The following is a 25227-nucleotide window of genomic DNA, read 5'->3' as shown; positions in this document are numbered from 1 at the left end:
GAACGTCAGATGGGCATCGAGGAGAAGCTTCCCGCCGGCGTCCTGCTCACCTCGGTGGAGAAGCTGGTCAACTGGTCCCGGAAGTCGTCCGTGTGGGGCGCGACCTTCGGCCTGGCCTGCTGCGCCATCGAGATGATGGCCGCCGGTGGTCCGCACTACGACATGGGCCGCTGGGGCATGGAGGTCTTCCGGGCGTCCCCCCGGCAGGCGGACCTGATGATCGTGGCCGGCCGGGTGAGCCAGAAGATGGCTCCGGTGCTGCGCCAGATCTACGACCAGATGGCCGAGCCCCGCTGGGTGCTCTCCATGGGCGTCTGCGCCAGCAGCGGCGGCATGTTCAACAACTACGCGATCGTGCAGGGCGTCGACCACGTCGTGCCGGTCGACATGTACCTGCCCGGCTGCCCGCCCCGGCCGGAGATGCTCATCGACGCGATCCTCAAGCTCCGCGAGAAGATCATGTATGAGCCGCTGGGTCCGAACGGCCGCAAGATGCTGGCTGCCCGTCAGGAGCGCGGCGACGTTCCGGTCGTGCCCTACGGCTCCATGCCCTCGTCGTACCGCAGCGACAAGGCCCGGCGTGCCGAGTGGACCCGGGCGGTCCGCGAGGGCCGCGAGGAGCAGCTGCGCATCGAGAACTGGATGAACGCTCAGAACCACCTCCACCCGCAGGCAGGCCCCAAATGACGTCACCCACGGACAAGCCCAACGACGGCGGCGTACCGCTGCCGGTGGTGCCAGCCGGCGCCACCAGTGGTGCCCCCGCCGAGTTGCCGCCGTCCAGCCCGGCCGGGCGCGGGATGTTCGGCAACCACGGCACCGGCGACGTGTCCGGCTACGGCGGCCTGGTCCGCCAGCGCCAACCCATCGAGGAGGCGCCCCGACCGTACGGGGGCTACTTCGACGAGGTCCGCGACGCGCTGGAGGAGGCGTACCCGGCCTTCGGTGACGCGATCGAGAAGGTCGTGGTCGACCGGGGCGAGCTGACCCTGCACGTCCGGCCGGAGCGGATCGCCGAGGTCTGCCAGGTGCTGCGCGACGACCTGGCGCTGCGGTTCGAGCTGTGCTCCTCGGTGTCCGGCGTGGACTACCTGGGTGCCGACGAGCGCCGGCTGCACGTGGTCTACCTGCTCACCTCGATGACGTACCGGCGGCGGATCCGGCTGGAGGCCGCGGTCTCCGTGGCGGCCCCGCACCTGCCCAGCGTGACGGCCGTCTACCCGACCGCCGACTGGCAGGAGCGGGAGGCGTACGACATGTTCGGCATCGTCTTCGACGGTCACCCCAACCTGACCCGGATCCTCATGCCGGACGACTGGGAGGGCCACCCGCAGCGCAAGGACTACCCGCTCGGCGGTGTCCCCGTCGAGTACAAGGGCGCGGAGATCCAGCCGCCGAACGAGCGGAGGTCGTACCAGTGAGCGCGAGGAGTGCAGTCGCGATCGGAGGGCGGGCGCTGTGACGACGTCGAACTACGCCAGCGAGCGCGAGACCGAAGAGGGCCGGGTCTTCACCGTCACCGGTGGGGACTGGGACACCATCGTCTCGGGCACCGACCCGATCAACGACGAGCGGATCGTCGTCAACATGGGTCCGCAGCACCCGTCCACGCACGGGGTGTTGCGGCTGATCCTGGAGCTGGAGGGCGAGACGGTCCGCGAGGCCCGGTCCGTCATCGGCTACCTGCACACCGGCATCGAGAAGAACCTCGAATACCGCAACTGGGTCCAGGGCTCGACGTTCGTGACCCGGATGGACTACCTCGCCCCGATCTTCAACGAGACGGCGTACGCCCTCGCCGTCGAGAAGCTGCTCGGCATCACCGACGACATCACCGAGCGGGCCACCACCATCCGCGTGCTGATGATGGAGCTCAACCGGATCTCGTCGCACCTGGTCTGGCTGGCCACCACCGGCATGGAGCTGGGCGCGATCTCGATCATGCTGTACGGCTTCCGCGAGCGGGAGTACATCCTCGACATCTTCGAGACCATCACCGGCCTGCGGATGAACCACGCGTACGTGCGGCCGGGCGGTGTGGCACAGGACGTGCCGGACGACGCCATCGTCAAGATCCGCGAGTTCCTCAAGATGATGCCGAAGAAGCTCAAGGAGTACGAGGACCTGCTCTCCGGTCAGCCGATCTGGACCGAGCGGACGAAGAACGTCGCGGTGCTGGACGTCACCGGCTGTGTGGCGCTCGGCATCACCGGGCCGGTGCTGCGTTCCGCCGGCCTCGCCTGGGACCTGCGCAAGACCATGCCGTACTGCGGTTATGAGAACTACGAGTTCGACGTGCCGACCCACCCCGACGGTGACGTGTGGGGCCGCTACCAGGTCCGGCTCGCCGAGATCCGGGAGTCGATGAAGCTCGTCGAGCAGGCCCTGGACCGGCTTCGTCCGGGCCCGGTCATGGTCGCCGACCGCAAGATCGCCTGGCCGGCGCAGCTCGCCATCGGCGTGGACGGCATGGGCAACTCGCTGGAGCACGTCGCGAAGATCATGGGTCAGTCGATGGAGTCGCTGATCCACCACTTCAAGCTGGTGACCGAGGGCTTCCGGGTGCCGCCCGGACAGGTGTACGTCGCCATCGAGGCGCCCCGCGGCGAGTTGGGCGTGCACGCGGTCTCCGACGGTGGCACCCGGCCGTACCGGGTGCACTACCGGGAGCCGAGCTTCGTCAACCTCCAGGCCCTCCCGGCGATGGCCGAGGGTGGCCTGATCGCCGACGTGATCGCCGGCGGCGCCTCTCTGGACCCGGTGATGGGTGGGTGTGACCGATGACGACGACTTTCACTGACGAGACCCGGGATCGGGCGCGCGAGATCATCGCCCGTTACCCGGCGGACCGGTCCCGCTCGGCGTTGCTGCCGCTGCTGCACCTGGTGCAGGCCGAGGAGGGGTACGTGTCCCCGGCCGGGGTCGCGTTCTGCGCCGAGGTGCTGGGGCTGAACAAGGCCCAGGTCGGCGCGGTGGCCACCTTCTACACGATGTACAAGCGCAAGCCGACTGGTGACTTCCTGGTCAGCGTCTGCACCAACACCATGTGCAACGTGCTCGGTGGCCAGGAGGTCTACGACACCCTGTCCGAGCACCTGGGCGTCGGGCACGACGAGACGACCGGCGACGGCACCATCACGCTGGAGCACGCCGAGTGCCTGGCGGCGTGCGACTACGGCCCGGTGATGACAGTCAACTACGACTTCTTCGACGGCGTGGACCCGTCGACGGCGGTCGGTGTGGTCGACGAGCTGCGCGCGGGCGGGCGGCCGATGCCGACCCGGGGCGCCCGGCTCTGCACGCTCAAGGAGATGGCGGTGCAGCTCGCCGGTTTCGCCGACGAGCGCGACGGCGCGGTCGCCGACGGCGACCCGGGTGAGCCGACCCTGCGCGGGCTGCGGCTGGCCCAGCAGCACGGCGTCTCGGTGCCGGGCTTCGACCCGAACACCCCGATCCGGAGCAAGGCGGAGGCGGACAAGGCCGCCGCCGAGGCGAAGGCGAAGGCGGAGGCCGCCAAGCCGGCGCCCGTCGAGGCCAGCGCGGCCCCGGTCAAGGGTGGCGACGGGGCGTCCGCCCCGACGCCCGGCAACGCCGGTGCCGGCGAGCCGGCTCCCGCCGCCGCCGCGAGCGGCAGCACCACGCGGGACGTCAAGGCACCGGACGACAAGTCGCCGGAGGTGCGCGCCGCCGAGACCCGGCAGCCGGACGCGGGCACGGCGGTGCCGGACGCGCCGGGGACCAAGGTCCCGACGGACGGCACCGCGCCCGAGCCGCGCGACGCGCGGTCGGCCGAGGCCGCCGGCGTGGCGGCCAACGCGCCGGCCGGCGACGGCAAGCCCGCCGGCGACGAGGCCGGGGCGCAGGAGCGCAACCTCACCGAAGCGAAGGCTGGTACGGACGCCGACGGCGCCGGTCCGGCGGACGCGAACGAAACGGGGGCCCAGAAGTGACCACTCCCCGCCCGGAGACCGTGGCCAAGCTGACGCCGGTGCTGACCAAGCGCTGGCTGTCGCCGGACGCCTGGCGCATCGGCACGTACGAGCAGCTCGACGGCTACGCCGCCCTGCGCAAGGCACTGAAGGCCCACCCGGACGACCTGATCCAGCTGATCAAGGACTCCGGGCTGCGGGGTCGGGGTGGCGCGGGCTTCCCGACCGGTCTCAAGTGGGGCTTCATCCCGCAGGGTGACGGCAAGCCGCACTACCTGGTGGTCAACGCCGACGAGGGTGAGCCGGGCACCTGCAAGGACCTGCCGCTGATGACCCACGACCCGCACGCGCTGGTCGAGGGCGTGATCATCGCGTCGTACGCGATCCGGGCCAGCCGCGCCTACATCTACATCCGGGGCGAGGCGGTGCACGCCGCGCGTCGGCTGCGCAACGCCGTCCAGGAGGCGTACGACAAGGGCTACCTGGGTCGGAACATCCTGCGCAGCGGCTACGACCTGGAGCTGGTGGTGCACTCCGGCGCCGGGGCGTACATCTGCGGCGAGGAGACGGCACTGCTGGACTCGCTGGAGGGGTTCCGGGGTCAGCCTCGGCTGCGCCCGCCGTTCCCGGCCACCCACGGCCTGTACGCGAGCCCGACGGTGGTCAACAACGTCGGCACCATCGCCAGTGTCCCGCCGATCGTGCTCGGTGGCGCCGACTGGTGGAAGAGCATGGGCACCGAGAAGTCCTCCGGGCCGATGATCTACTCGCTGTCCGGTCGGATCGTCAACCCGGGCCAGTACGAGTGCTCGATGGGCGTCACACTGCGCGAGCTGCTGGAGCTGGCCGGTGGGATGCAGCCCGGTCACAACCTGCGGTTCTGGACCCCGGGCGGCTCGTCGACCCCGCTGCTCGCCGCCGAGCACCTGGACGTGCCACTGGACTTCGAGGGGGTGGCGGCGGCCGGCTCGATCCTCGGCACCACGGCCACCCAGATCTTCTCCGACCAGGACTGCCCGGTCTACGCGACGTACCGGTGGTTGGAGTTCTACCACCACGAGTCGTGCGGCAAGTGCACCCCGTGCCGCGAGGGCAACTACTGGATGGTCCGGGTCTACCGGCGGATCCTCGCCGGCCAGGGCACCCACGAGGACCTGGACACCCTGCTGGACACCTGCGACAACATCCTGGGCCGCTCGTTCTGCGGCCTCGGTGACGGCGCGACCAGCTCGGTGACCTCCTCGCTGCAGTACTTCAAGCAGGACTACCTCGACTACATCGAGGGTCGGACCGCACCCAAGCTGTCGGAGAAGACCCTGGTAGGGGCGCACTGATGACCGACGTAGCCAAGCAGACCGAGACCGTCACGCTCACCATCGACGGCGTCGAGGTCACCGCCCCCAAGGGGACGCTGCTGATCCGGGTCGCCGAGCAGATGGGCACCGAGATCCCCAGGTTCTGCGACCACCCGCTGCTGGCCCCGGCCGGCGCGTGCCGGCAGTGCCTGGTCGAGGTGGAGGGCCAGCGCAAGCCGGTGGCCTCCTGCACCCAGACCGTCGCCGACGGCATGGTGGTCCGCACCCAGCTCACCTCGCCGGTCGCCAAGAAGGCGCAGGAGGGGGTGATGGAGCTGCTGCTGCTCAACCACCCACTGGACTGCCCGATGTGTGACAAGGGCGGCGAGTGCCCCCTGCAGAACCAGGCGATGTCCACCGGCCGCACCGACTCGCGCTTCCACGAGCACAAGCGGGAGTACGAGAAGCCGATGGCGATCAGCAGCCAGGTGCTGCTGGACCGCGAGCGCTGCGTGCTCTGCCAGCGGTGCACCCGGTTCTCCGAGGAGATCGCCGGCGACAAGTTCATCGACCTGATGGGCCGGTCGTCCGCCGAGGAGATCAACATCTACCGGGACGACGCGTACGGCGAGGAGGGCGACGCCGGCGACGTGCCGTTCAACTCCTACTTCTCCGGCAACACCGTGCAGATCTGCCCGGTGGGTGCGCTGACCGGTGCGCAGTACCGCTTCCGGGCCCGCCCGTTCGACCTGGTCTCCAGCCCGAGCGTCTGCGAGCACTGCTCGGCCGGCTGCGGGCAGCGCACCGACTGGCGACGCGGCAAGGTGCTGCGCCGGTTGGCCGGTGACGAGCCGCAGGTCAACGAGGAGTGGAACTGCGACAAGGGCCGGTGGGGCTTCCAGTACACCCGGGCCACCGACCGGCTGACCACTCCGCTGGTGCGCGACGAGCGCACCGGTGAGCTGCGCGAGGCGTCCTGGAGCGAGGCGCTGACCGTGGCCGCCGAGGGGCTGCACGCCGCTCGGGAGGGCGGGCAGGGCACGGCGGTGCTCACCGGCGGTCGGCTGACCGTCGAGGACGCGTACGCGTACGCGAAGTTCGCCCGGGTCGCACTGAACACCAACGACATCGACTTCCGGGCCCGGCCGGTCTCCCGCGAGGAGGCCGACTTCCTGGCCAGCTCGGTCGCCGGAGTCACCGACGTCACCTACACCGACGTGGAGAACGCGCCGGCGGTGGTGCTGGTCGGCCTGGAGCCGGAGGAGGAGTGCCCGATCCTCTTCCTGCGGCTGCGCAAGGCGTACCTGAAGAAGACCCTGACGGTGTACGCGCTGGCGCCGTTCGCCACCCGCGGTCTGGAGAAGCTCGGTGCCAAGCTGGCCCGGGTCGTGCCGGGCGAGGAGGCCAGCGTGCTCGCCGAGCACGCCACGGTCGCCGAGGCGCTGAGCGCACCGGGCGCGATCCTGATCGTCGGCGAGCGGTTGGCGAGTGTGCCGGGCGGGCTCTCCGCCGCGGCGGACGTGGCCCGGCGTACCGGCGCGAAGCTGGCCTGGGTGCCGCGGCGCGCGGGTGACCGCGGCGCGGTCGACGCGGGCTGCCTGCCCAACCTGCTCCCCGGTGGCCGGCTGGTCACCGAGCCGGCCGCGCGGGCCGAGCTGGGTGAGGCGTGGGACATCCCGGCCGGGGTGATCCCGAGCCAGGCCGGTCGGGACACCGACGGCATCCTGACCGCCGCTGCCAACGGGCAGCTCGGCGCGCTTGTCGTCGGCGGTGTCGACCCGGCCGACCTGGCCGACCCGCGACTGGCCGAGTCCGCCCTGGACGCGGTGCCGTTCCTGGTCAGCCTGGAGCTGCGCCCCACTGCGGTGACCCGGCGGGCGAACGTGGTGCTGCCGATCGCCCCGGTGGCCGAGAAGGCCGGCAGCTTCCTGGACTGGGAGGGTCGGCTGCGCCCGTTCGAGGCGGTGCTGACCACCGCCGCGATGACCGACGGCCGGGTGCTCGACGCGCTGGCCGCGCTGCTCGACGTGCGGCTCGGCACCGCGGATGTGCCGAGCGTGCGGCGCGAGCTGGGCGGGTTGCCGGCGACGCGTACGACTCGGCCGTCCACGCCGTCGGTGGCGCCGGGCCGGGTGCCGCACCCGGGCGCCGGGGAGGCCGTGTTGGCGACCTGGCACCAGCTGGTGGACCTCGGCAGCCTGACCGAGGGTGACGAGAACCTGGCCGGCACCGCTCGCCCGCCGGTGGTCCGGCTGGGCAAGGGCACCGCCGACGCACTCGGTGTCGCCGACGGCGACGCGGTCACGGTCGGCACCGACCGGGGGGCGCTGACCCTGCCGGCCGAGCTGACCGAAATGCCGGACGGCGTCGTCTGGCTGCCGACCAACTCACCCGGTTCGACCGTGCGACGCAGCCTCGGGGCGACGTCCGGCGCGGTCGTCCGGATCTCCGTCCCCGCGGCGAGCCCGGCCATCCCGGCCGGGCGTGCGGCGGCCGACGAGACCGGTCTCCCGGGTCCGCTCCTTGGTTCCGGGGGTAACAAGTGAGCGCGAGGAGTGAACGAGCGCACGCGAGGGAGACCCTCCGCGAGCGCGAGGAGCGAGCGCAGCGAGCCCCGCAGTCGCGAGCAGTCAGTCTCGCAGTCGCGAACGAAAGGTGGGCACGGTGACTTCGTCAATCCTGGCCCAGGATCCGACGCTTGCCGACTTCGGTCGGGATCCGTGGTGGCTGGTTCTCGGCAAGATTGTCTTCGCGTTCGCCTTCGGTCTGCTGGCCACCCTGCTCGGCGTCTGGTTCGAGCGGCGTGTGGTCGGCTACATGCAGGTGCGGCCCGGCCCCAACCAGGTCGGCCCGTTCGGTCTGCTGCAGACCCTCGCCGACGGCCTGAAGATGGCCTTCAAGGAGGACATCCTGCCGAAGGCGGCCGACAAGGTCGTCTACTTCTTCGCACCGACCATCTCGGTGATCTGCGCGGTCACCGCCCTGTCGGTGGTGCCGTTCGGCCCGATGGTGAGCATCTTCGGCCACCACACGCCGTTGCAGGTCACCGACGTGCCGGTGGCGGTGCTGCTGCTGCTGGCCTGCTCCTCGATGGGCGTCTACGGCATCGTGCTGGGTGGTTGGGCCTCCGGCTCGACGTACCCGCTCCTCGGTGGGCTGCGGTCCAGCGCCCAGATGATCTCCTACGAGGTCGCCATGGGCCTGAGCATCGTGGCGGTCTTCATGACCGCCGGCACGATGAGCACCAGCGGGATCGTCGCCGCTCAGGGCGACGCCACCCGGCTGACCATCTTCGGCACCGAGATCCCGGCACCCGGCTGGTACGCGATCCTGCTGCTGCCCAGCTTCGTCATCTTCTTCATCGCCACCGTGGGTGAGACCAACCGGGCGCCGTTCGACCTGCCCGAGGCCGAGTCCGAGCTGGTCGCGGGCTTCATGACGGAATACAGCTCGCTGAAGTTCGCGCTCTTCATGCTCAGCGAGTACGTCGCCATGGTGACCATGTCCGCGGTCACCACCACGCTGTTCCTCGGCGGTTGGCGCGCACCGTGGCCGATCACCCTGTGGGAGGGCGCCAACTCCGGTTGGTGGCCGATGCTCTGGTTCTTCGGCAAGGTGATCGCGCTGGTCTTCGTCTTCGTGTGGCTGCGCGGCACGCTGCCCCGGCTGCGCTATGACCAGTTCATGCGCCTCGGTTGGAAGGTGCTGCTGCCGATCAACCTGGTCTGGATCCTGGTCCTGTCGGGCCTGCGGTCCATCGAGGACTGGGACTCGCGCGGCAAGGTCATCGCCGTCGGTATTCCGGCCGGCATCCTGCTGCTCGTCACGATCTTCTGGCCCAGCCGGAAGCCGAAGACGACGCCGACGACCCAGGAACAGGTCGACAACCGGCCGTACGGGAGCTTCCCGCTGCCGCCGATGGATCTTCAGGTACCACCGAGCCCGCGCATCACGCGCGTGGTCGCCGAGCGGGAGCCGGCCAACATCGTTGCCGGCTCGGACTCCAGGGAGGTGTGACGTGGGCGCGATCACCGGAACGTTCAAGGGATTCGGTGTCACCTTCTCGCACATGTTCAGGAAGGTCGTCACGACCGACTACCCGTTCAAGCCGCCGGTGTCGGCGCCGCGCTACCACGGGCGGCACATCCTCAACCGGCACCCGGACGGCCTGGAGAAGTGCATCGGCTGCGAGCTGTGCGCGTGGGCCTGCCCGGCGGACGCGATCTACGTCGAGGGTGGCGACAACACCGACGAGCAGCGCTTCTCGCCGGGTGAGCGGTACGCCAGCATCTACCAGATCAACTACGCCCGGTGCATCTTCTGTGGGCTGTGCATCGAGGCCTGCCCGACCCGTTCGCTCACCATGAGCAACGAGTACGAGCTGGCCCGGGACAACCGGCAGGACCTGATCTTCACCAAGGAGCAGCTGCTCGCGCCCCTGCTGGAGGGCATGGAGCAGCCGCCGCACCCGATGCGGCTGGGTGACAGCGAGAAGGACTACTACGTCGGCGCGTTGGACAACCCGGGCACCTCCGCCGGTGCGGAGAAGTCCCCGATGGGCCCCGGCCGCTACCAGGTCGAGGAGCACCCCGGCGTGACGTTCCCGGGCGCCGAGCAGGCCGCCCAGCGCGTCGCGACCGGCAAGGGAGAGGGAGCATGACCACGTCTTCGGTGCTCGCCGCCGCCGGTTCGGTCTCCGGCGGCGAGGCGGTCACCTTCTGGATCCTCGCCCCGCTCGCGCTGATCGGCGGGATCGGGATGGTGGCCGCGCGCAACGCCGTGCACTCGGCGCTGTGGCTGGTGCTGACCATGCTCTGCCTGGGCGTGTTCTACGTGCTCCAGGCCGGTCCGTTCATCGGCATGGTGCAGATCATCGTCTACACCGGCGCGATCATGATGCTCTTCCTGTTCGTGCTGATGCTCGTCGGTCGGGACTCCACCGACTCGTTGATCGAGACGCTGCGCGGCCAGCGGGTCGCCGCGATCGTGCTCGGCCTGGGCTTCGCCGGCCTGGTCGGCACCGGTCTCTACCAGGCACTGGACCGGACCACCGCGGTCGGCCTGGAGCAGGCCAACACCGAGGGCAACGTGCAGGGCATCGCCCGGCTGCTGTTCACCAAGTACGTCTTCGCGTTCGAGCTGACCTCGGCACTGCTGATCACCGCGGCGGTCGGTGCCATGGTGCTGGCCCACGTCGAGCGGCGTAAGCAGGACAAGGTCGACCAGGTGTCGACCATGAAGGCGCGCTTCGCCCCGGGCAACTACCCCGGTCCGAAGCCGGGGCCGGGCGTCTTCGCGACCTCCTCCTCGGTGGCCACCCCCGCGCGGTTGCCCGACGGCCGCCTGACCGACCGCAGCACCCCGGCGATCCTTCCGCAGCGTGAGCTGACCGCCGAGGAGACCTCGCTGAAGGGTACGGACAAGTAATGGGATCGTTCTTCTCGGTCGAGCCGACCTACTACCTCGTGCTCGCCGTGGTGCTGTTCACCATCGGCGCCGCCGGGGTGCTGATCCGGCGCAACGCGATCGTGCTGTTCATGTGCGTGGAGCTGATGCTCAACGCGGCCAACCTGACGCTGGTCACCTTCAGCCGGATCAACGGTGACCTCAACGGCCAGATCATGGCGTTCTTCGTGATGGTGGTGGCGGCGGCCGAGGTCGTGGTCGGGCTCGCGATCATCATGTCCATCTTCCGGACGCGACGCTCGGCGAGTGTCGACGACGCCAACCTGCTCAAGTACTAGAGGGGTCCACCGGTGGAAGAGACTGTGGAATACGCCCAGGCCACGGGGCTGCTCGGGGGCGTCTGGCTGCTGGTGGCGATCCCGCTGCTCAGCGCGGCCATCCTGCTGCTGCTCGGCCGCCGGGCCGACCGCTGGGGGCACTGGTTGGGCGTCGCCGCCATCGGCGCCGCGTTCGTGCTCGGCCTGAGCTTCTTCTTCCAGCTGCGTGGCCTGGAGAACAAGTCGGTCGAGCTGAGCCTCTGGGACTTCATCGCGGTCGGTGACCTGCGGGTCGACTTCGGCCTGCTGTTCGACCCGCTGGCCGCGGTCTTCGTACTGCTGATCACCGGGGTGGGTTTCCTGATCCACCTGTACGCGGTGGAGTACATGGCGCACGACGCGGGTCGTCGCCGGTTCTTCGCGTACTTCAACCTGTTCGTCGCGGCGATGCTGCTGCTGGTGCTCGGCAACAACTACGTGATGCTGTACTTCGGCTGGGAGGGCGTCGGTCTGGCGTCGTACCTGCTGATCTCCTTCTGGACCGAGCGGCCGAGCGCGGCCACCGCCGGCAAGAAGGCGTTCCTGATGAACCGGGTCGGCGACGCCGGCCTGGCCATCGGCATCTTCATCATGTTCGCCACCCTGGGCACCACCCAGTACGACGAGGTGTTCAACGGTGTCGGTTCGCTGACCGGCACCACGGTGCTGGTCCTCGGTCTGTTGCTGCTGCTCGGCGCGGCCGGCAAGTCCGGTCAGTTCCCCCTCCAGGCGTGGCTGCCGGACGCGATGGAGGGCCCCACCCCGGTGTCGGCGCTCATCCACGCGGCCACCATGGTCACCGCGGGCGTCTACCTGATCGCCCGCTCCAACCCGGTCTTCTCCGCCAACTCGACGCTGCAACTCGTGGTGGTCAGCGTCGGCGCGCTCACCCTGCTGATGGGCTGCGTCATCGGCGCGGCCAAGGACGACATCAAGCGGGTGCTCGCCTGGTCGACGGTGAGCCAGATCGGCTACATGTTCCTCGGTGTCGGCCTCGGCGGCGGGGCGTACGCGCTGGCCATCGTGCACCTGCTGGCGCACGGGTTCTTCAAGGCCAACATGTTCCTGGGCGCCGGTTCGGTGATGCACGGGATGAAGGACCAGGTCGACATCCGCCGCTTCGGCGGCCTGTCGACGTACATGAAGGTCACCTGGTTGACCTTCATGATGGGCTGGCTGGCCATCATCGGCATGTTCCCGTTCTCCGGCTTCTTCTCCAAGGAGCCGATCATCGTGGCCGCCTTCGAGCGGGAGGACTGGACCGCCTGGCTCTTCGGCGGGGCGGCGCTGCTCGGCGCGGGGCTCACCGCGTTCTACATGACCCGGCTGTTCGTGCTCACCTTCCACGGCCCGAAGCGCTGGACCGAGGACATCGAGCACCCGCACGAGTCGCCGAAGCTGATGACCATTCCGCTGATCCTGCTGGGGGCCGGTTCCGTCGGCGCCGGTTTCCTGCTCTCCACCTCGGTGCCGGACTGGCTGACGGCGACCGCCGGGCTGGGTGGCGAGCACGCGGAGCACGAGGCGGTCCTCTCGCACGCCGTGATCACCACGCTCTCGCTGCTGGTGACGGTGCTCGGCGCGGGGCTGGCCTGGTTCCTGTTCCGGGCCGGCACGGCCACCGCACCGCAGCCGGCCGGGGTCCTGGTCACCGCCGCCCGGCGCAACCTGTACGCGGACGCGGTCAACGAGGCGATCTTCGAGAAGCCGGGCATCTTCCTCACCCGGGCGCTTGTCTACCTCGACAACCGGGGCATCGACGGGCTGGTCAACGGGCTCGCCGCCGCGGTCGGCGGTGGCTCGGGTCGGCTCCGGCGGATGCAGACCGGCTTCGTCCGCTCGTACGCCACCTCGATCCTCGCCGGTGCGCTGCTGGTGATGGCGGCGTTCCTGGCGGTGCAGGCGGGGTGGTTGGCGTGATCGACCGCAATACGCCCGCCCCCGCCGGCGGACCACGCATCCACGACGGAGGTAAGGCCGCATAATGTCCAACTTCCCGTTCCTCTCGGTGCTCACCGTGGCGCCACTGGTGGGCGCCCTGGTGGTGGCCTTCCTGCCGCGCCATCGGCCGGAGCTGGCCAAGCAGGTGGCGTTCGTCTGGTCGCTGCTGGTGCTGGTGCTCTCGGTGGTGATGTGGGTCAGCTTCAAGGCCGGCGGTGACCGGTTCCAGTTCCGCGAGTCGTACTCGTGGATCCCGGACTGGGGTGTCAGCTTCACCTTCGCCGCCGACGGCATCGCGCTGGTCATGCTGATGCTGATCGCGGTGCTGGTGCCGCTGGTGATCCTGGCGTCCTGGCACGACGCCGAGTCGTCGAAGCGGTCGGTGCCTGTCTACTTCGCGCTGCTGCTGGTCCTCGAGTGCACGATGATCGGTGTCTTCGCGGCCGCCGACGTCTTCCTGTTCTACGTGTTCTTCGAGGTCATGCTGGTCCCGATGTACTTCCTGATCGGCAGCTACGGCGGCCACCAGCGGCAGTACGCGGCGGTGAAGTTCTTCCTCTACTCGCTCGTCGGCGGTCTGTTCATGCTGGCCGCTGTGATCGGGCTGTGGGTGGTCGGTGGCAAGACCTTCGACTGGCAGGCGCTGTCGCAGGTCGACATCAGCACCGGCACCGAGCGGTGGCTGTTCCTCGGCTTCTTCCTGGCGTTCGCCATCAAGGCGCCGTTCTTCCCGTTCCACACCTGGCTGCCGGACGCCGGTGGCGCGGCCCCGGCGGGCGCCGCGGCGCTGCTGGTCGGTGTGCTGGACAAGGTCGGCACGTTCGGCATCCTGCGCTACTGCCTGCCGCTGTTCCCCGAGGCGTCGAAGTGGTTCGCGCCGTGGGCGCTGGCGCTGGGCGTGATCGGCATCGTCTACGCCGCGCTGCTGGCGGTCGGTCAGAACGACCTCAAGCGGCTGGTGTCGTACACCTCGATCGCGCACTTCGGTTTCATCGGGGTGGGCATCTTCGCCTTCACCACCCAGGCCGGCACCGGCGCGGTGCTCTACATGCTCAACCACGGTCTGGCGACCGGCCTGCTGTTCCTGGTCGTGGGCATGCTGATCTCCCGGCGTGGTTCCGCGCTGATCAGCGACTTCGGTGGGGCGGGCAAGCTGGTCCCGGTGCTCGCCGGGGTGCTCTTCTTCGCCGGTCTCGCGTCGCTCGCGCTGCCCGGTACGGCACCGTTCATCTCCGAGTTCCTGGTGCTGATCGGCACCTTCACGGTGAACAAGCCGGTCGCGATCATCGCCACGCTCGGCATCATCCTGGCCGCCGCGTACGTGCTGTGGATGGTGCAGCGCACCACCCAGGGCACCCTCAACCCGACGCTCACCGAGGTCGACGGCATGCGCCGGGACCTCAACCTGCGCGAGAAGGTCGTCGTCGCTCCACTGATCGCACTGATCCTGCTGCTCGGCTTCTTCCCCAAGCCGGTCACTGACGTGATCAACCCGGCCGTCCAGGCGACCATGGACGACATCGGCAGAACCGACCCGGCCCCGTCGGTGGGCACCGTCCAGGAGGCGGCAAAGTGACCGATTTCGAACTGCCGTCGCTCGACTACGCGGCACTCTCCCCGATCCTGATCATGCTGGGCACCGCACTGCTCGGCGTGCTGGTCGAGGCCTTCGTGCCCCGGCGCTCGCGGCACGTGGTGCAGTTGACGCTCGCGCTGGTGGCGGTGCTCGCGGCGTTGACCATGGTGGTGCTCAACGCCGACGAGCGGATGATCACCGCGGGCCAGGCCATCGCGGTGGACGGTCCGACGCTGTTCCTCCAGGGCGCGATCCTGGTGCTGGCCGCGATGGCGCTGCTGCTGATCGGCGACCGCTCGGTCGAGCTGGGCGGGGCGTTCGTCGCCCAGGCCGCGGTGACCGCCGAGTCGGCCGACGACCGGCGGCAGGCCGAGGGGCGCAACGGCCTCACCGAGATCTACCCGCTCACCACGTTCGCCATCGGCGGCATGCTGATTTTCGTGGCGGCGAACGACCTGCTGACCATGTTCATCGCGCTGGAAGTCTTCTCCCTGCCGCTCTACCTGCTCTGCGCGCTGGCCCGTCGCCGTCGCCTGCTGAGCCAGGAGGCGGCGATGAAGTACTTCCTGCTCGGCGCGTACGCCTCCGCCTTCTTCCTGTTCGGCGTGGCCCTGATCTACGGCTTCACCGCCGGCATGCCGGGTCGGGTGGCCGGCGTGGACTTCGCCACCATCAACGCGGCGGTGAGCGAGTCGCCGGCCAGCCAGGTGCTGCTCTTCGCCGGCATGGCGCTGCTCGCCATCGGCCTGCTCTTCAAGGCCGCGGCGGCACCGTTCCACGTCTGGACCCCGGACGTCTACCAGGGTGCGCCGACCCCGGTCACCGGCTTCATGGCGGCCTGCACCAAGGTCGCCGCGTTCGGTGCCCTGCTGCGTGTCTTCCACGTCGCGTTCGCCGACGCCACCTGGGACTTCACCCCGGTCCTCGGCGTGGTGGCGGTGCTGACCATGCTGATCGGCGCCGTGCTCGCGGTCACCCAGACCGACATCAAGCGGCTGCTCGCGTACTCCTCGATCGCCAACGCCGGCTACCTGCTCGTCGGTGTGCTGGCGCCGAGCCGCGAGGGGCTCGCCGGCACGATGTTCTACCTGGTCGCGTACGGCTTCTCGGTGCTTGCCGCGTTCGCGGTGGTGACCCTGGTGCGCGACGCCGACGGGGAGGCCACCCACCTGTCCCGCTGGGCCGGGTTGGGTCGCCGCTCGCCGTTCTTCGCCGCCCTGTTTACCTTCATCCTGCTGGCCTTCGCCGGTATCCCACTGACCAGCGGCTTCATGAGCAAGTTCGCGGTCTTCGGGCCGGCGCTGGAGGGTGGTCAGACCTGGCTGGTGATCGCCGGTGTGCTGACCAGCATGGTGCTGGCGTTCCCGTACCTGCGGGTCGTGGTGATGATGTGGCTCTCCGAGCCGGGCGAGTCCACCCCGACGGTCACGGTGCCCGGTGGGCTCACCTCCGCGGCGCTGATGATCGGTGTGCTGGCGACCCTGGTGCTGGGCATCGCCCCGGCGCCGCTGCTTCGTCTGGCCACTGGAGCTGCCGAATTCGTTCGATGATCGAAGGATCGACTACCGGGGGTTGGCACGTGTTCACGTGTCGGCCCCCGGTGCGTATCCCCGGCCCGGAGCAGGTAGAACGGGTGTGGCATGGTTGATAGCGTGGTGAATCCGGCGGGCGAGCGTTCAGGTTCCTCCGGCTCCGGCGGTCGGCGGGGTCGGGCGAGCACGAGTCAGTTCGGTGCGCTCGGCCTCCACCTCGCCGATCCCCGCGTCGAGGCTTCCGTGCTCGGCGTGCTGGACACGGTCGAGGTCGAGCTGCGGGCCAGTGTGTCCAGTGCCGACCCGTTCGTCAGCGAGGCGGCCCGGCACCTCCTGGAGGCCGGCGGGAAGCGTTTCCGGCCGCTGCTGGTGGCGCTCGGCGCACAGTTCGGTGACCCGGACGCCGCGCAGGTGGTCCCGGCCGCCGTGGTGATGGAGCTCACGCACCTCGCCACCCTCTACCACGACGACGTGATGGACGAGGCCGCCGTGCGCCGGGGTGCGCCCAGCGCCAACTCCCGCTGGACCAACTCGGTCGCGATCCTGGTCGGCGACTACCTCTTCGCCCGGGCGGCGGACATCGCCGCCGATCTGGGCCCCGAGGCGGTCCGGTTGCAGGCACGTACCTTCGCCCGGCTGGTGCACGGTCAGATCGCGGAGACCGTCGGTCCGCGCGCCGACGACGACCCGGTGGCCCACTACCTGCACGTGATCGCCGAGAAGACCGGCTCGCTCATCGCGACGTCGGCCCGGTTCGGCGGGATGTTCGGTGGCGCACCGGCGGAGCACGTCGAGGCCCTCGCCGGGTACGGCGAGACGATCGGTGTCGCCTTCCAGCTCTCCGACGACCTGCTGGACATCGCCTCCGAGTCGGGGCAGTCGGGCAAGACCCCCGGCACGGATCTGCGCGAGGGTGTCCCGACGCTGCCGGTGCTCTACGCGCGCGCGGCGGACGACGCCGACGCGTCCTCGGTGCGTCTGCGGGAGATCCTGGCGACCGGCCCGCTGACCGACGACGCGCTGCACACGGAGGCGTTGGGGCTGCTGCGGGAGAGCCCGGCCCTCAAGCGGGCCCGGGAGACCGTCCGCAGTTACGCCGAGGACGCCCGAGCGCGGCTGGCCCCGCTCCCGCAGAGCCCGTCCCGCCAGGCCCTCGAATCCCTCTGCGACTACATAGCCGACCGCACCGGCTAACCCCGCTGCCCTCCCGGCCCCCCGGCCCCCGGCCCTCCCGGCCCCCGGCGGTGATCATGAGGTTATTGCCACGACACGCCGTGGGATCGGGCAATAACGTCATGATCAACGGAGGTCGGGGCGGGCTGCGGGTGGGGCGGGGGTGGGGTGCGGGTGGGGTGGGGTCAGGAGGCGACCGCCGACGAGCATGAGGGCGGCGGCGAGCAGCATCGCCACCGCCGCCGCGGTCCACATGGCGGGGTAGCCGAAGTGGGCGGCGAGGGGTCCGAGGCTCAGCGGGCCGAGGCAGCCGCCCGCGTACACCCCGGTCTGGGTGATCGAGGTGGCGGTGGCCGGCGACTGCGGGTGGAGTCGGACCACCGCGAAGTTCACCAGGCCCGGCCAGGCCCAACCCAGGCCGAAGCCGAGCACCACGCCGGCCACCAGCGGCACCGTGCCGGTCAGCGCGAGCAGGGCCAGCCCGGCCGCGCCGACGACGAGCATCGCGGCGATGACGGCGATGTGACCGGTGTCGCGACGGTCGGCCAACCAGCCCGCACCCACCCGGGCCGTCATGCAGACCGCGCCGCCCAGGGTCAGGGTGAGGCCGGCGAGGCCGGGCGAGAGGCCCCGAGCCGCGGCGGAGTCCACCAGGAAGGTGCCCAGTGCGTTGGCCGCCGCCGCGGCCAACGTCGCCGCCGCGCCGATCACCACGAGCGCCGCCGTGGCCCGATCGGTGCGCGAAGCACCGGCCGGCCGCGCCGGGCCGGGCAACTGCCGGGGTACGGCGGGCAGCGCCGTCAACGCGGCCACGGCGGCGGCCACGAACGCCCAGCGCCAGCCGACGGTGAGCGCGAAGGTGGGCACCGCCAGACCGGCCAGCAGGGTGGAGGCGGGGATGGCGGCCTGCTTGACGCCGAACGACAGGCCCTGCCGGCGGGCGGGCACGTGCTGGGCCAGCGCCGCGTTGCTGGCCAACTGGCCGAGCGCGTTCGCGGCGGCGCTGAGCGCCAGCAGGCCGACGAGCATCGGGTACGACCTGGCGAAGGCGGCCACGGCCAGCGTCGACCCGGCGGCCAGCAGGATGCCGCAGCGGGCCACCAGGGCCGGCCCGTACCGCTCGACAAGTCGGCCCGAGGGCACCGAGGCGAGCGCGCTGACCCCGAAGTAGACGGCCACGGCCAGACCGAGGCCGGCCGGGGAGAAGCCGAGGTCGGTGCCCATCTGCACGGCGAGACCGCCGAGCAGGAAGACGGGCAGTACGCAGGCCACGGTGGTGACGACCGCGCCGGCACTGGCCCGGACCGGGTGGGGTCGGGCGGTGATCGGGGCGGAGGCGGAGACGGTGTTGGTCATCGTCCGGCAAAGCTACGTGAACCCTGCTCGAACCACTCATGGTGACGGGCGGGGTACACGCTGTGGGTGATGATCTGGCATCCTCCACCCGAACAGGCATTTCGCAGTGGGCCTGTTTTTCATATGGTGTAAGTCCCCGGCGGCGGAGGTGGTTGTGCGCGACCCCTTGGCAGAACCTTCGGACCTGATCCGCAGCGTGTCCCGAGCGCTGCGGGTGTTGGAGTCGGTCGGTCGTGCCCCGAAAGGCCTGACGGTCAAGCAGATCGCCCGGCGGTGTGAGTTGACCGTGGCCACCACCTACCACCTGGTCCGCACGCTCGCCTACGAGGGCTACGTGATTCGTCGCGAGGACGGCACGTACATCGTGGGGTTGGAGGTGGCCGACCGCTACCGGGAGTTGGTGACCGCCTTCCGGGGCCCGCCGGTGGTGGGTGAGACGTTGCGGCGGGCCGCTCTGGACACCGGCTACAGCCACTACCTGGGTCGCTTCGTCGGCGGGCAGGTGGCCATCACGGCGGTCGCCGAGGGGCACCGCTCGCCCTACCTGGAGGATCTGGTCCCCGGCTTCGACGAGGGGGCGCACGCGACGGCTCTCGGTAAGTCGCTGCTCGCCACCCTCACCGCCGACCAGCGCTACCGCTATCTGCGGGAGTACGGCATGCGCCCGTTCACCAGCGCCACGCTGACCACCATCGAGGCGTTCGAGGCCGACCTGGCCGCCGGCGACCGGCGCGGCATGCAGTTGGAGATGGGGCAGTTCCGTCAGGGGGTGGCCTGTGCGGCGGTGCTCGTCGCCCCGGACAAGGACATGGAACGCCGCGTCGTGTTGGCCTGCGCGTTGCCGGCCAGCGAGATGATGACCTCCGCCCGGGTGGTCCGCGCCAAACTGCTCACGGTGGCCCGTAGCGTCGCGGACGGCATCGCCGCCGACTCCTGACCCCAACGGATGCCGAGAGGCCCTCTCCCGGGCTGGGAGAGGGCCTCTCGTGGCGGTCCAGCGCCGGACCCGCCGTGAGTGACGTTCAGCGACCCGCCGGCCGCGGTGGCGCCGTCAGCTGCCCACCGGGCCGCCGTCGAGGCGCCAGGTGACCACCACGCCCGGCTTGGCGTAGTCGCCGTCGGGCCAGTTCGAGGCCGGGTTCTCCACCGAGGCGCCGGTGATCTCACCGGGGTGCTGCACGGCGACGAAGACCGAGCGGTTGTCGCCGGTGATGAACGGGCCGCAGGTCTCCGCGCCGAGTGGCACGGTCAGGAACTGCTTGAGGTGACCCCGCTCCGGGCCCTCCACGGCGGTGGCGAACAGGCCGTCGTTGCTGCCCAGCGCGTTGCCGTCGGTGGAGATCCACAGGTTGCCGGTGGCGTCGAAGGCGACGTTGTCCGGGCAGGAGATCGGGGAGACCCTGGTCCTGTCGTACCCGGCGAAGTAGGTCGACGGGTCGGTCGGGTCGCCGCAGACGATCGGCAGTGACCAGGCGAAGGTCTCGGCCGTGTTGTCGTTGCGGTCCTCGACCAGCTCCAGGATCTGCCCGTGCTTGTTGGCGTTGCGCGGGTTGGCCTCGTCGGCCGGGGCCTTGCCGGCCTTACCGCGGTCGGTGTTGTTGGTCAGCGCCACGTACACCTTGCCGGTGAGCTGGCTCGGCTCGACGTCCTCGGGGCGGTCCATCTTGGTCGCGCCGACCTTGTCGCCGGCGAGCCGGGTGAAGGTGAGCACGTCCGCGGCGGTCATCCCGTCGACGAACGACCGGTTGCCGCTGACCAGCCTGATCCAGCGGCCCCGGCCGTTGAACGCGCCATCGGTGGGGAGTTGGCCCGAGCCGTCGATCTCGGCGGCGCTTGTCTCGTCGAGCTTCGCCACGTAGAGCGTGCCGGACTCCAACAGGGTCAGGTTGTGCTTGCGGGCAGCCCAGGAGTTGCCCTTCAGGAACTTCTTGTCCGAGACGAACTTGTAGAGGTAGTCGAACCGCTCGTCGTCGCCCATGTACGCGACCACGTGACCGTCCTTCGCGACGATCACGTTCGCGCCCTCGTGCTTGAACCGGCCCATCGCGGTGTGCTTGCGCGGGCGGCTCTCCGGGTCGAACGGGTCGATCTCGACGACCCACCCGAACCGGTGCGCCTCGTTGGGGTGCTTGGCCAGGTCGAAACGCTCGTCGGCGCGCTCCCACTTGCGGCTGCCGCTGGGGTAGCGGCTAGCGGTGCCGATGCCGTAACGGTCCAGCTTCGGCTTCAGCTCGGCCGGGGCGGCGTCGGCGCCCACGAAGTACTGGTTGAAGTTCTCCTCACCGGAGAGCACCGTGCCCCACGGGGTCACGCCACCGGCGCAGTTGTTCAGCGTGCCGACGACCGTACGACCCTTGGGATCGGCGGCGGTCTTCAGCCAGGCCGAGCCGGCGGCCGGGCCGGTCAGGTCGAACTTGGTGCTCAGCGCGGTGACCCGCCGGTTGTACGGCCGGCGACCGTTGTCGACGGGCTTCCACTGCCCGGTGCCCGCGACCCGTTCCAGCTCCACCACCGACATGCCGTGGGCGGCCATGGCGGTGCGCAGCTGCTCGACGGAGAGCCCGTCCAGGCCGGGGAAGCCCGGGAACATCAGGTCCTCGTTCGTGTACTCGTGGTTGACCACGAGCAGTGCCCGCTTGCCCTGCTTGTCCAGCGGCAGCACGCCCACGAAGTCGTTGTTGTAACCGAACTGCCTGGACTGCGCGGCGGCGCTCTGGTGGTGCAGGTCGAACTCCGGCGCGCCCGGCAGCACCGGGTCACCCCACTTGATCACCACGGCGTGGTCGTAGCCGTTCGGGACGACAAGGGTGTCCAGCTTGTTCGGTGGGATCGGCTTGAAGGTCAGCGCGCCGTTGCCGACGCCGGTGCTGGGACGGCCGAAACCGAAGGCCTCCGGGACGTCCGGGGTGGTGGGGGCCGCCATGGCCGGGGCCGCGCCGGCGAGCGCACCGGCAGCCGCGCCGCCGAAGCCCAGGACCAGCGCGCCGACCGCGCCGGCCCGGACCACGCCGCGCCGCGAGACCTCCGCGTTCACCACGTCTCCGAAGTACGCGTTGTCGGAGGTGTTCGGCACCGGGTGGTCACAGGCGTTTCCGCAGCGGTACAGGCAGGTCATGGCGTCACGGCTGCCGTGGCGGGTGCCGGTCAGCAGGGGGAGCAGCCGGGGGCGGTCGCTCATGGGGGAAGCCTCCAGAAAAGTCGGTGGCACGACAGGCGGCGTACCAGGCGGACGCTAGGAGGACGTGGTGAGCGCTCGTCGGCCACGATGTGAACCGGGCGTGAACACCTTCGTGGACGCAGCCGGTCTGACCTCGGGCTGAACCGATCGGCGTGACCGCACGTATTTCCGAGCGGACGCACCGCCGGACGCGCGCCGGAAGCGAGGAGACCGCCATCAGCGACCACGACGCCCAACTGCTGCGCGCGCTGCACGACGAGCACGCGGAGGCGCTGTACGCCCACGCCCTGCGGTTGGTCAACGGTGACCGGCAGCGCGCCGAGGATCTGGTGCAGGAGACGCTGCTGCGGGCCTGGCGCCACCCGGAATCCCTCGACCCGCGGCGCGGTTCGGTGCGGTCCTGGCTCTTCACCACCGCCCGTAACCTGGCGATCGACGCCTGGCGGCGGCGCTCCACCCGGGTCGGCGAGGTCTTCACCGACGATCTTCCCGAACCGCCCGAGGCGGTCGACGAGGCCGAACGGGCAGTGGAGGCGTGGACCGTCGCCGAGGCACTCAACCGGCTCAGCCCGACCCACCGCGAGGTGCTGATCGAGTGCTTCTACCAGGGACGATCGGTGGCCGAGGCAGCGTCGCGTCTGGGCGTACCGCCGGGGACCGTGAAGTCCCGCACCCACTACGCGCTGCGGTCTCTACGGTTGGTGCTGGCCGAGATGGGGGTGACGGGATGACGCAGTGCGAGTTCGCGTACGACGACGGCGCGTACGTGCTGGGCGCCCTCGCCCCCGCCGAACGGGCGGCCTACGAGCGGCACCTGGGCGGCTGCGCCTCCTGCCGGGAGGCGGTCGCCGAGATCGCCGTCCTGCCCGGGTTGCTCGGGCGCCTCGACCCGGCGGGGTTGGAGCAGATCCTGCCGCCGCCGGCCCCGCCCCGGGCGCCCGCGCTGCTCGAGGAGGCCCGGCGCCGCCGGCGTCGGGAACGCGCCTCGGACCGCCGACGGTACGCGCTGACCACGCTCGCCGCCGCCGGGCTGGCCCTGCTGGTGGGTGTGGGCACCGCCGTGGTGTTGCCCCGGCCCGCCGGCCCGTCCGGCCCTCCGGTGGCGCAGGGCAGCACGCCCGCACCGCAGGTGTCGATGGTCCCGATGCGACCGGTGGCCAACACCGGGCCGGTGCACGCCGACATCGGGCTCACCGGCACCAAGTGGGGCACCGAGGTGACCATGCGCTGCGGCTACGACACGCGGACGAGCTACGGCAAGGCGTACCCGTTTCGGCTGGTGGCGCGCGGCCCGAACGGTGCCAGCGAACAGATCGGGTCCTGGCTGGCGGCGCCGGGCGACGCCCTCCAGCTCAACGGTGCCACCAGGTTCACCGCTGCCGAGCTGGTAAGCGTGGAACTCCAACGAATCGACGGCACACCAATCCTCACCTACGCAGTCCCCTAACCCGCGACCCCGTGCCCTCGGCGATCTTGCACTTGCTGTCCTCCCGTAAGGGGGCATGGTGGGCATTTCGGCGACAGAAACTGCAAGATCGCGGGGAGGGGGTCGGCGGGGCCGGGTTACGGGGTGGGGATGGGGGTTTGGGGTTGGGGTTGGGGTCGGCGGTTTTGGCGGGCCTTGCCGACTGCGTCGGCGGTGAAGACGATGAGGGCGAGCCAGACCAGCGCGAAGCCGACGAGGCGGGCCGGAGGCATCGGCTCATGGAAGATCAACACGCCGCAGCCGAGCTGGAGGATGGGCGCCAGATACTGGATCATGCCGAGGCCGCTCAGGGGCAGCCGGTTGGTCGCCCCGGCGAACAGGAGCAGCGGGATCGCCGTGGCCGCACCGGCCAGCACCAGCAGTGCGGTGTGCCCGGCCGAGACGTGCCCGAAGGTCGACTCGGCACGACTCGTGAGCCACCCCAGGTAGCCCAGCGCCGGCAGTGCCAGCACCGCCGACTCGACGAACAGGCCCTCGGCCGGTGGCAGCCCGAGGCGCTTCTTGACCAGCCCGTAGCCGGCGAAACTGAACGCCAGGGTCAACGCCAACCAGGGCAGTCGACCGTAGTCCACGGTGAGCACCGCGACCGCCGACGCGCCGATCCCGAGCGCCACCCACTGTGCCGGGCGTAGCCGCTCCCGCAGCACCGTCACCCCGAGAAGCACCACGACCAGCGGATTGATGAAGTAGCCGAGCGCGGTCTCCACCACCCGGTCGGAGTTGACCCCGTAGATGTAGGCGCCCCAGTTGACGGCGATCAGCGCGGCGGCGGCGACGACCCCGGCCACCGCCCAGGGGCGTCGCAGCAGCGCCCGCAGGAAGCCGACGTTGCGCAGCGCCGCCAACAGCAGGGCCACGAAGACCACCGACCAGACGATCCGGTGGGCCAGGATCTCCAGTGGACCAGCAGGTCGCAGGAGCCTGAGATAGAGCGGAAAGAAACCCCAGATCAGGTACGCGCCGAAGCCGTAGAGGTATCCCAGGCGGAGTGGCGTCACCCCTCCACCGTAAGGGGTGTAACGGCGCTTTGCTCCTTTCCCGTGATCGGGGTCACCGGTACCCGTCGGTCGAGCTGCATCCACCGCTCCGGCATGTCCAGCGGCGTGAAGCCCACCCGCGCGTACACCTGGTGGGCGTCGTTGGTGGCCAGCAGGATTCGGCGTACGCCGAGGTCGTCCAGGTGGTCGCGGATCGCGGCGACCAGCCAGCCGCCCAACCCGCGGCCCCGGGCGGCCCGGTCGACGTACACGTCGCAGAGCCAGGCGAAGGTGGCGCCGTCGGTGACCACCCGGGCCACCGCCACCTGCCGGTCGTCCTCGGGTCGGTAGACGCCGAACGGCAGCGAGCCGGCGAACGCCCGCGCTGTGGTCTCCCGGTCCCGGCCGAGCGCCCAGTACGCGTCGGTGGACAACCAGAGATGGACCAGGGCCAGATCGAGCCGGGTGGGGTCGGTGCTGAGCAGATGGCCGTCGGTGCGGGTCAGCGAGAACACGCTGCGACGCTAGCCGCCGCGGTGGGCGACCCGACCGGCCAATTCCCAAATTCTGGTCATCGGCCGGCCGTGGTCGCAGCCCCGAGGGGGCGGGTCGGTGTTGGCCCGCGGACGGTCAGTCCCGGTCGAGGACGGCGCCGAGGATCCAGGTCACGATGCTCACGAACAGCGCACCGAGCACGGCGGCCGGCCAGAAACCGTCCACCGTGAACGGCAGCCCAGCCTGGTCGGCGATCCAACTGGTGAGCAGGAACAGCAGCCCGTTCACCACCAGCGCGATGAGACCCAGGGTCAGCAGGTAGAAGCCGCAACCGACGGTCTTGATGACCGGCTGGAGGACCGCGTTGACCACGCCGAAGATCACCGCCACCAGGAGCAGCGTGGTGACCGTCTCGACGGCGGAGTCCGACTCCAGTGAGATGCCGGGGATGAGGAGTGTGGCCAGCCAGAAAGCCAGCGCTGTGCTGGCCAGCCGAATCAGCAGACCTTTCAGAAAACACATGGCGG

The 25227-nt window shown here is 70.4% G+C and carries 21 protein-coding genes and 1 pseudogene; 17 read left to right on the top strand and 5 right to left on the bottom strand.

Annotated elements, in window-relative coordinates; genetic code table 11:
- Positions 1 to 9 precede the first annotated feature (9 nt).
- From AB0B57_RS13345 to AB0B57_RS13280, 14 genes and pseudogenes are all read left to right on the top strand, one after another.
- Positions 10 to 687, top strand: coding sequence for an NADH-quinone oxidoreductase subunit B (locus AB0B57_RS13345; RefSeq protein ID WP_030486262.1), 678 nt, complete (start codon positions 10 to 12; stop codon positions 685 to 687).
- Positions 684 to 1421, top strand: coding sequence for an NADH-quinone oxidoreductase subunit C (locus tag AB0B57_RS13340; protein WP_357068634.1), 738 nt, complete (start codon positions 684 to 686; stop codon positions 1419 to 1421). Before AB0B57_RS13345 ends, AB0B57_RS13340 begins: the two co-directional genes overlap by 4 nt.
- A 37-nt stretch (positions 1422 to 1458) precedes the next feature.
- Positions 1459 to 2784 carry an NADH-quinone oxidoreductase subunit D gene (locus AB0B57_RS13335; RefSeq protein ID WP_357068632.1) on the top strand — a complete coding sequence of 442 codons (1326 nt, stop codon included), beginning with the start codon at positions 1459 to 1461 and terminating at the stop codon, positions 2782 to 2784.
- Positions 2781 to 3545: pseudogene (nuoE, locus tag AB0B57_RS13330) on the top strand (NADH-quinone oxidoreductase subunit NuoE); the annotation flags it as partial. The gene AB0B57_RS13335 and the pseudogene nuoE, both read left to right, overlap by 4 nt.
- Positions 3546 to 3946: 401 nt before the next feature.
- Positions 3947 to 5263, top strand: a complete 1317-nt coding sequence (nuoF, locus tag AB0B57_RS13325; protein WP_357068630.1) for an NADH-quinone oxidoreductase subunit NuoF — start codon at positions 3947 to 3949, stop codon at positions 5261 to 5263.
- Positions 5263 to 7770 (top strand): NADH-quinone oxidoreductase subunit G, encoded by a 2508-nt coding sequence (locus AB0B57_RS13320; RefSeq protein ID WP_357068628.1) that lies wholly within the window; start codon positions 5263 to 5265, stop codon positions 7768 to 7770. The genes nuoF and AB0B57_RS13320 overlap by 1 nt, the downstream gene beginning before the upstream one ends.
- A 118-nt stretch (positions 7771 to 7888) precedes the next feature.
- A complete protein-coding gene (gene nuoH, locus AB0B57_RS13315; RefSeq protein WP_357068626.1) occupies positions 7889 to 9241 on the top strand; it encodes an NADH-quinone oxidoreductase subunit NuoH in 1353 nt (450 codons plus the stop codon).
- A 1-nt stretch (position 9242) separates the two neighbouring features.
- Positions 9243 to 9884, top strand: coding sequence for an NADH-quinone oxidoreductase subunit NuoI (gene nuoI, locus AB0B57_RS13310; RefSeq protein WP_357068624.1), 642 nt, complete (start codon positions 9243 to 9245; stop codon positions 9882 to 9884).
- Complete coding sequence (locus AB0B57_RS13305; RefSeq protein ID WP_357068622.1) at positions 9881 to 10651, top strand: NADH-quinone oxidoreductase subunit J; 771 nt, start codon at positions 9881 to 9883, stop codon at positions 10649 to 10651. Before nuoI ends, AB0B57_RS13305 begins: the two co-directional genes overlap by 4 nt.
- Positions 10651 to 10968: an NADH-quinone oxidoreductase subunit NuoK gene (nuoK, locus tag AB0B57_RS13300; RefSeq protein WP_357068620.1), complete on the top strand. Its 318-nt coding sequence runs from the start codon at positions 10651 to 10653 to the stop codon at positions 10966 to 10968. The genes AB0B57_RS13305 and nuoK overlap by 1 nt, the downstream gene beginning before the upstream one ends.
- 12 nt (positions 10969 to 10980) lie before the next feature.
- Positions 10981 to 12906: an NADH-quinone oxidoreductase subunit L gene (gene nuoL, locus AB0B57_RS13295; RefSeq protein ID WP_357068618.1), complete on the top strand. Its 1926-nt coding sequence runs from the start codon at positions 10981 to 10983 to the stop codon at positions 12904 to 12906.
- 64 nt (positions 12907 to 12970) lie between these two features.
- Entirely contained in the window at positions 12971 to 14503 is a 1533-nt protein-coding gene (locus AB0B57_RS13290) for an NADH-quinone oxidoreductase subunit M (RefSeq protein WP_357068616.1), read from the top strand.
- The gene (gene nuoN, locus AB0B57_RS13285) at positions 14500 to 16053 is read left to right on the top strand and encodes an NADH-quinone oxidoreductase subunit NuoN (protein ID WP_357068614.1); all 1554 of its coding nucleotides are present in this window, start codon (positions 14500 to 14502) and stop codon (positions 16051 to 16053) included. Before AB0B57_RS13290 ends, nuoN begins: the two co-directional genes overlap by 4 nt.
- Positions 16054 to 16143: 90 nt before the next feature.
- Positions 16144 to 17229 (top strand): polyprenyl synthetase family protein, encoded by a 1086-nt coding sequence (locus AB0B57_RS13280; protein ID WP_357068612.1) that lies wholly within the window; start codon positions 16144 to 16146, stop codon positions 17227 to 17229.
- A gap of 105 nt (positions 17230 to 17334) precedes the next feature.
- Here AB0B57_RS13280 and AB0B57_RS13275 read toward each other — a convergent pair whose 3' ends face one another.
- Complete coding sequence (locus tag AB0B57_RS13275) at positions 17335 to 18564, bottom strand: MFS transporter (RefSeq protein ID WP_357068610.1); 1230 nt, start codon at positions 18562 to 18564, stop codon at positions 17335 to 17337.
- A 154-nt stretch (positions 18565 to 18718) separates the two neighbouring features.
- Here AB0B57_RS13275 and AB0B57_RS13270 point away from each other — a divergent pair, with 154 nt between their 5' ends.
- Positions 18719 to 19501, top strand: a complete 783-nt coding sequence (locus tag AB0B57_RS13270) for an IclR family transcriptional regulator C-terminal domain-containing protein (protein ID WP_357068608.1) — start codon at positions 18719 to 18721, stop codon at positions 19499 to 19501.
- 114 nt (positions 19502 to 19615) lie between these two features.
- Here AB0B57_RS13270 and AB0B57_RS13265 read toward each other — a convergent pair whose 3' ends face one another.
- The gene (locus AB0B57_RS13265; protein WP_357068606.1) at positions 19616 to 21742 is read right to left on the bottom strand and encodes a PhoX family phosphatase; all 2127 of its coding nucleotides are present in this window, start codon (positions 21740 to 21742) and stop codon (positions 19616 to 19618) included.
- Between the two features lie 215 nt (positions 21743 to 21957).
- Between AB0B57_RS13265 and AB0B57_RS13260 the strand changes: the two genes are divergently transcribed.
- Together AB0B57_RS13260 and AB0B57_RS13255 are read left to right on the top strand one after the other, a co-directional pair.
- Complete coding sequence (locus AB0B57_RS13260) at positions 21958 to 22473, top strand: sigma-70 family RNA polymerase sigma factor (RefSeq protein WP_357068953.1); 516 nt, start codon at positions 21958 to 21960, stop codon at positions 22471 to 22473.
- Positions 22470 to 23189: a zf-HC2 domain-containing protein gene (locus AB0B57_RS13255; protein ID WP_357068604.1), complete on the top strand. Its 720-nt coding sequence runs from the start codon at positions 22470 to 22472 to the stop codon at positions 23187 to 23189. Before AB0B57_RS13260 ends, AB0B57_RS13255 begins: the two co-directional genes overlap by 4 nt.
- A gap of 116 nt (positions 23190 to 23305) precedes the next feature.
- On the opposite strand, the gene rarD is transcribed toward AB0B57_RS13255, so the two are convergent.
- The 3 genes from rarD to AB0B57_RS13240 all read right to left on the bottom strand — a co-directional run bounded on the left by rarD (position 23306) and on the right by AB0B57_RS13240 (position 25222).
- Entirely contained in the window at positions 23306 to 24226 is a 921-nt protein-coding gene (gene rarD / locus AB0B57_RS13250; RefSeq protein ID WP_357068602.1) for an EamA family transporter RarD, read from the bottom strand.
- Positions 24223 to 24720, bottom strand: coding sequence for a GNAT family N-acetyltransferase (locus AB0B57_RS13245; protein ID WP_357068600.1), 498 nt, complete (start codon positions 24718 to 24720; stop codon positions 24223 to 24225). The genes rarD and AB0B57_RS13245 overlap by 4 nt, the downstream gene beginning before the upstream one ends.
- Positions 24721 to 24835: 115 nt before the next feature.
- Positions 24836 to 25222, bottom strand: a complete 387-nt coding sequence (locus AB0B57_RS13240) for a phage holin family protein (protein WP_357068598.1) — start codon at positions 25220 to 25222, stop codon at positions 24836 to 24838.
- Positions 25223 to 25227 lie beyond the last annotated feature (5 nt).

The sequence above is a fragment of the Micromonospora sp. NPDC049101 genome (assembly GCF_040648675.1).
Lineage (GTDB): Bacteria > Actinomycetota > Actinomycetes > Mycobacteriales > Micromonosporaceae > Micromonospora.
This window is presented reverse-complemented; position numbering and strand designations above follow the sequence as displayed.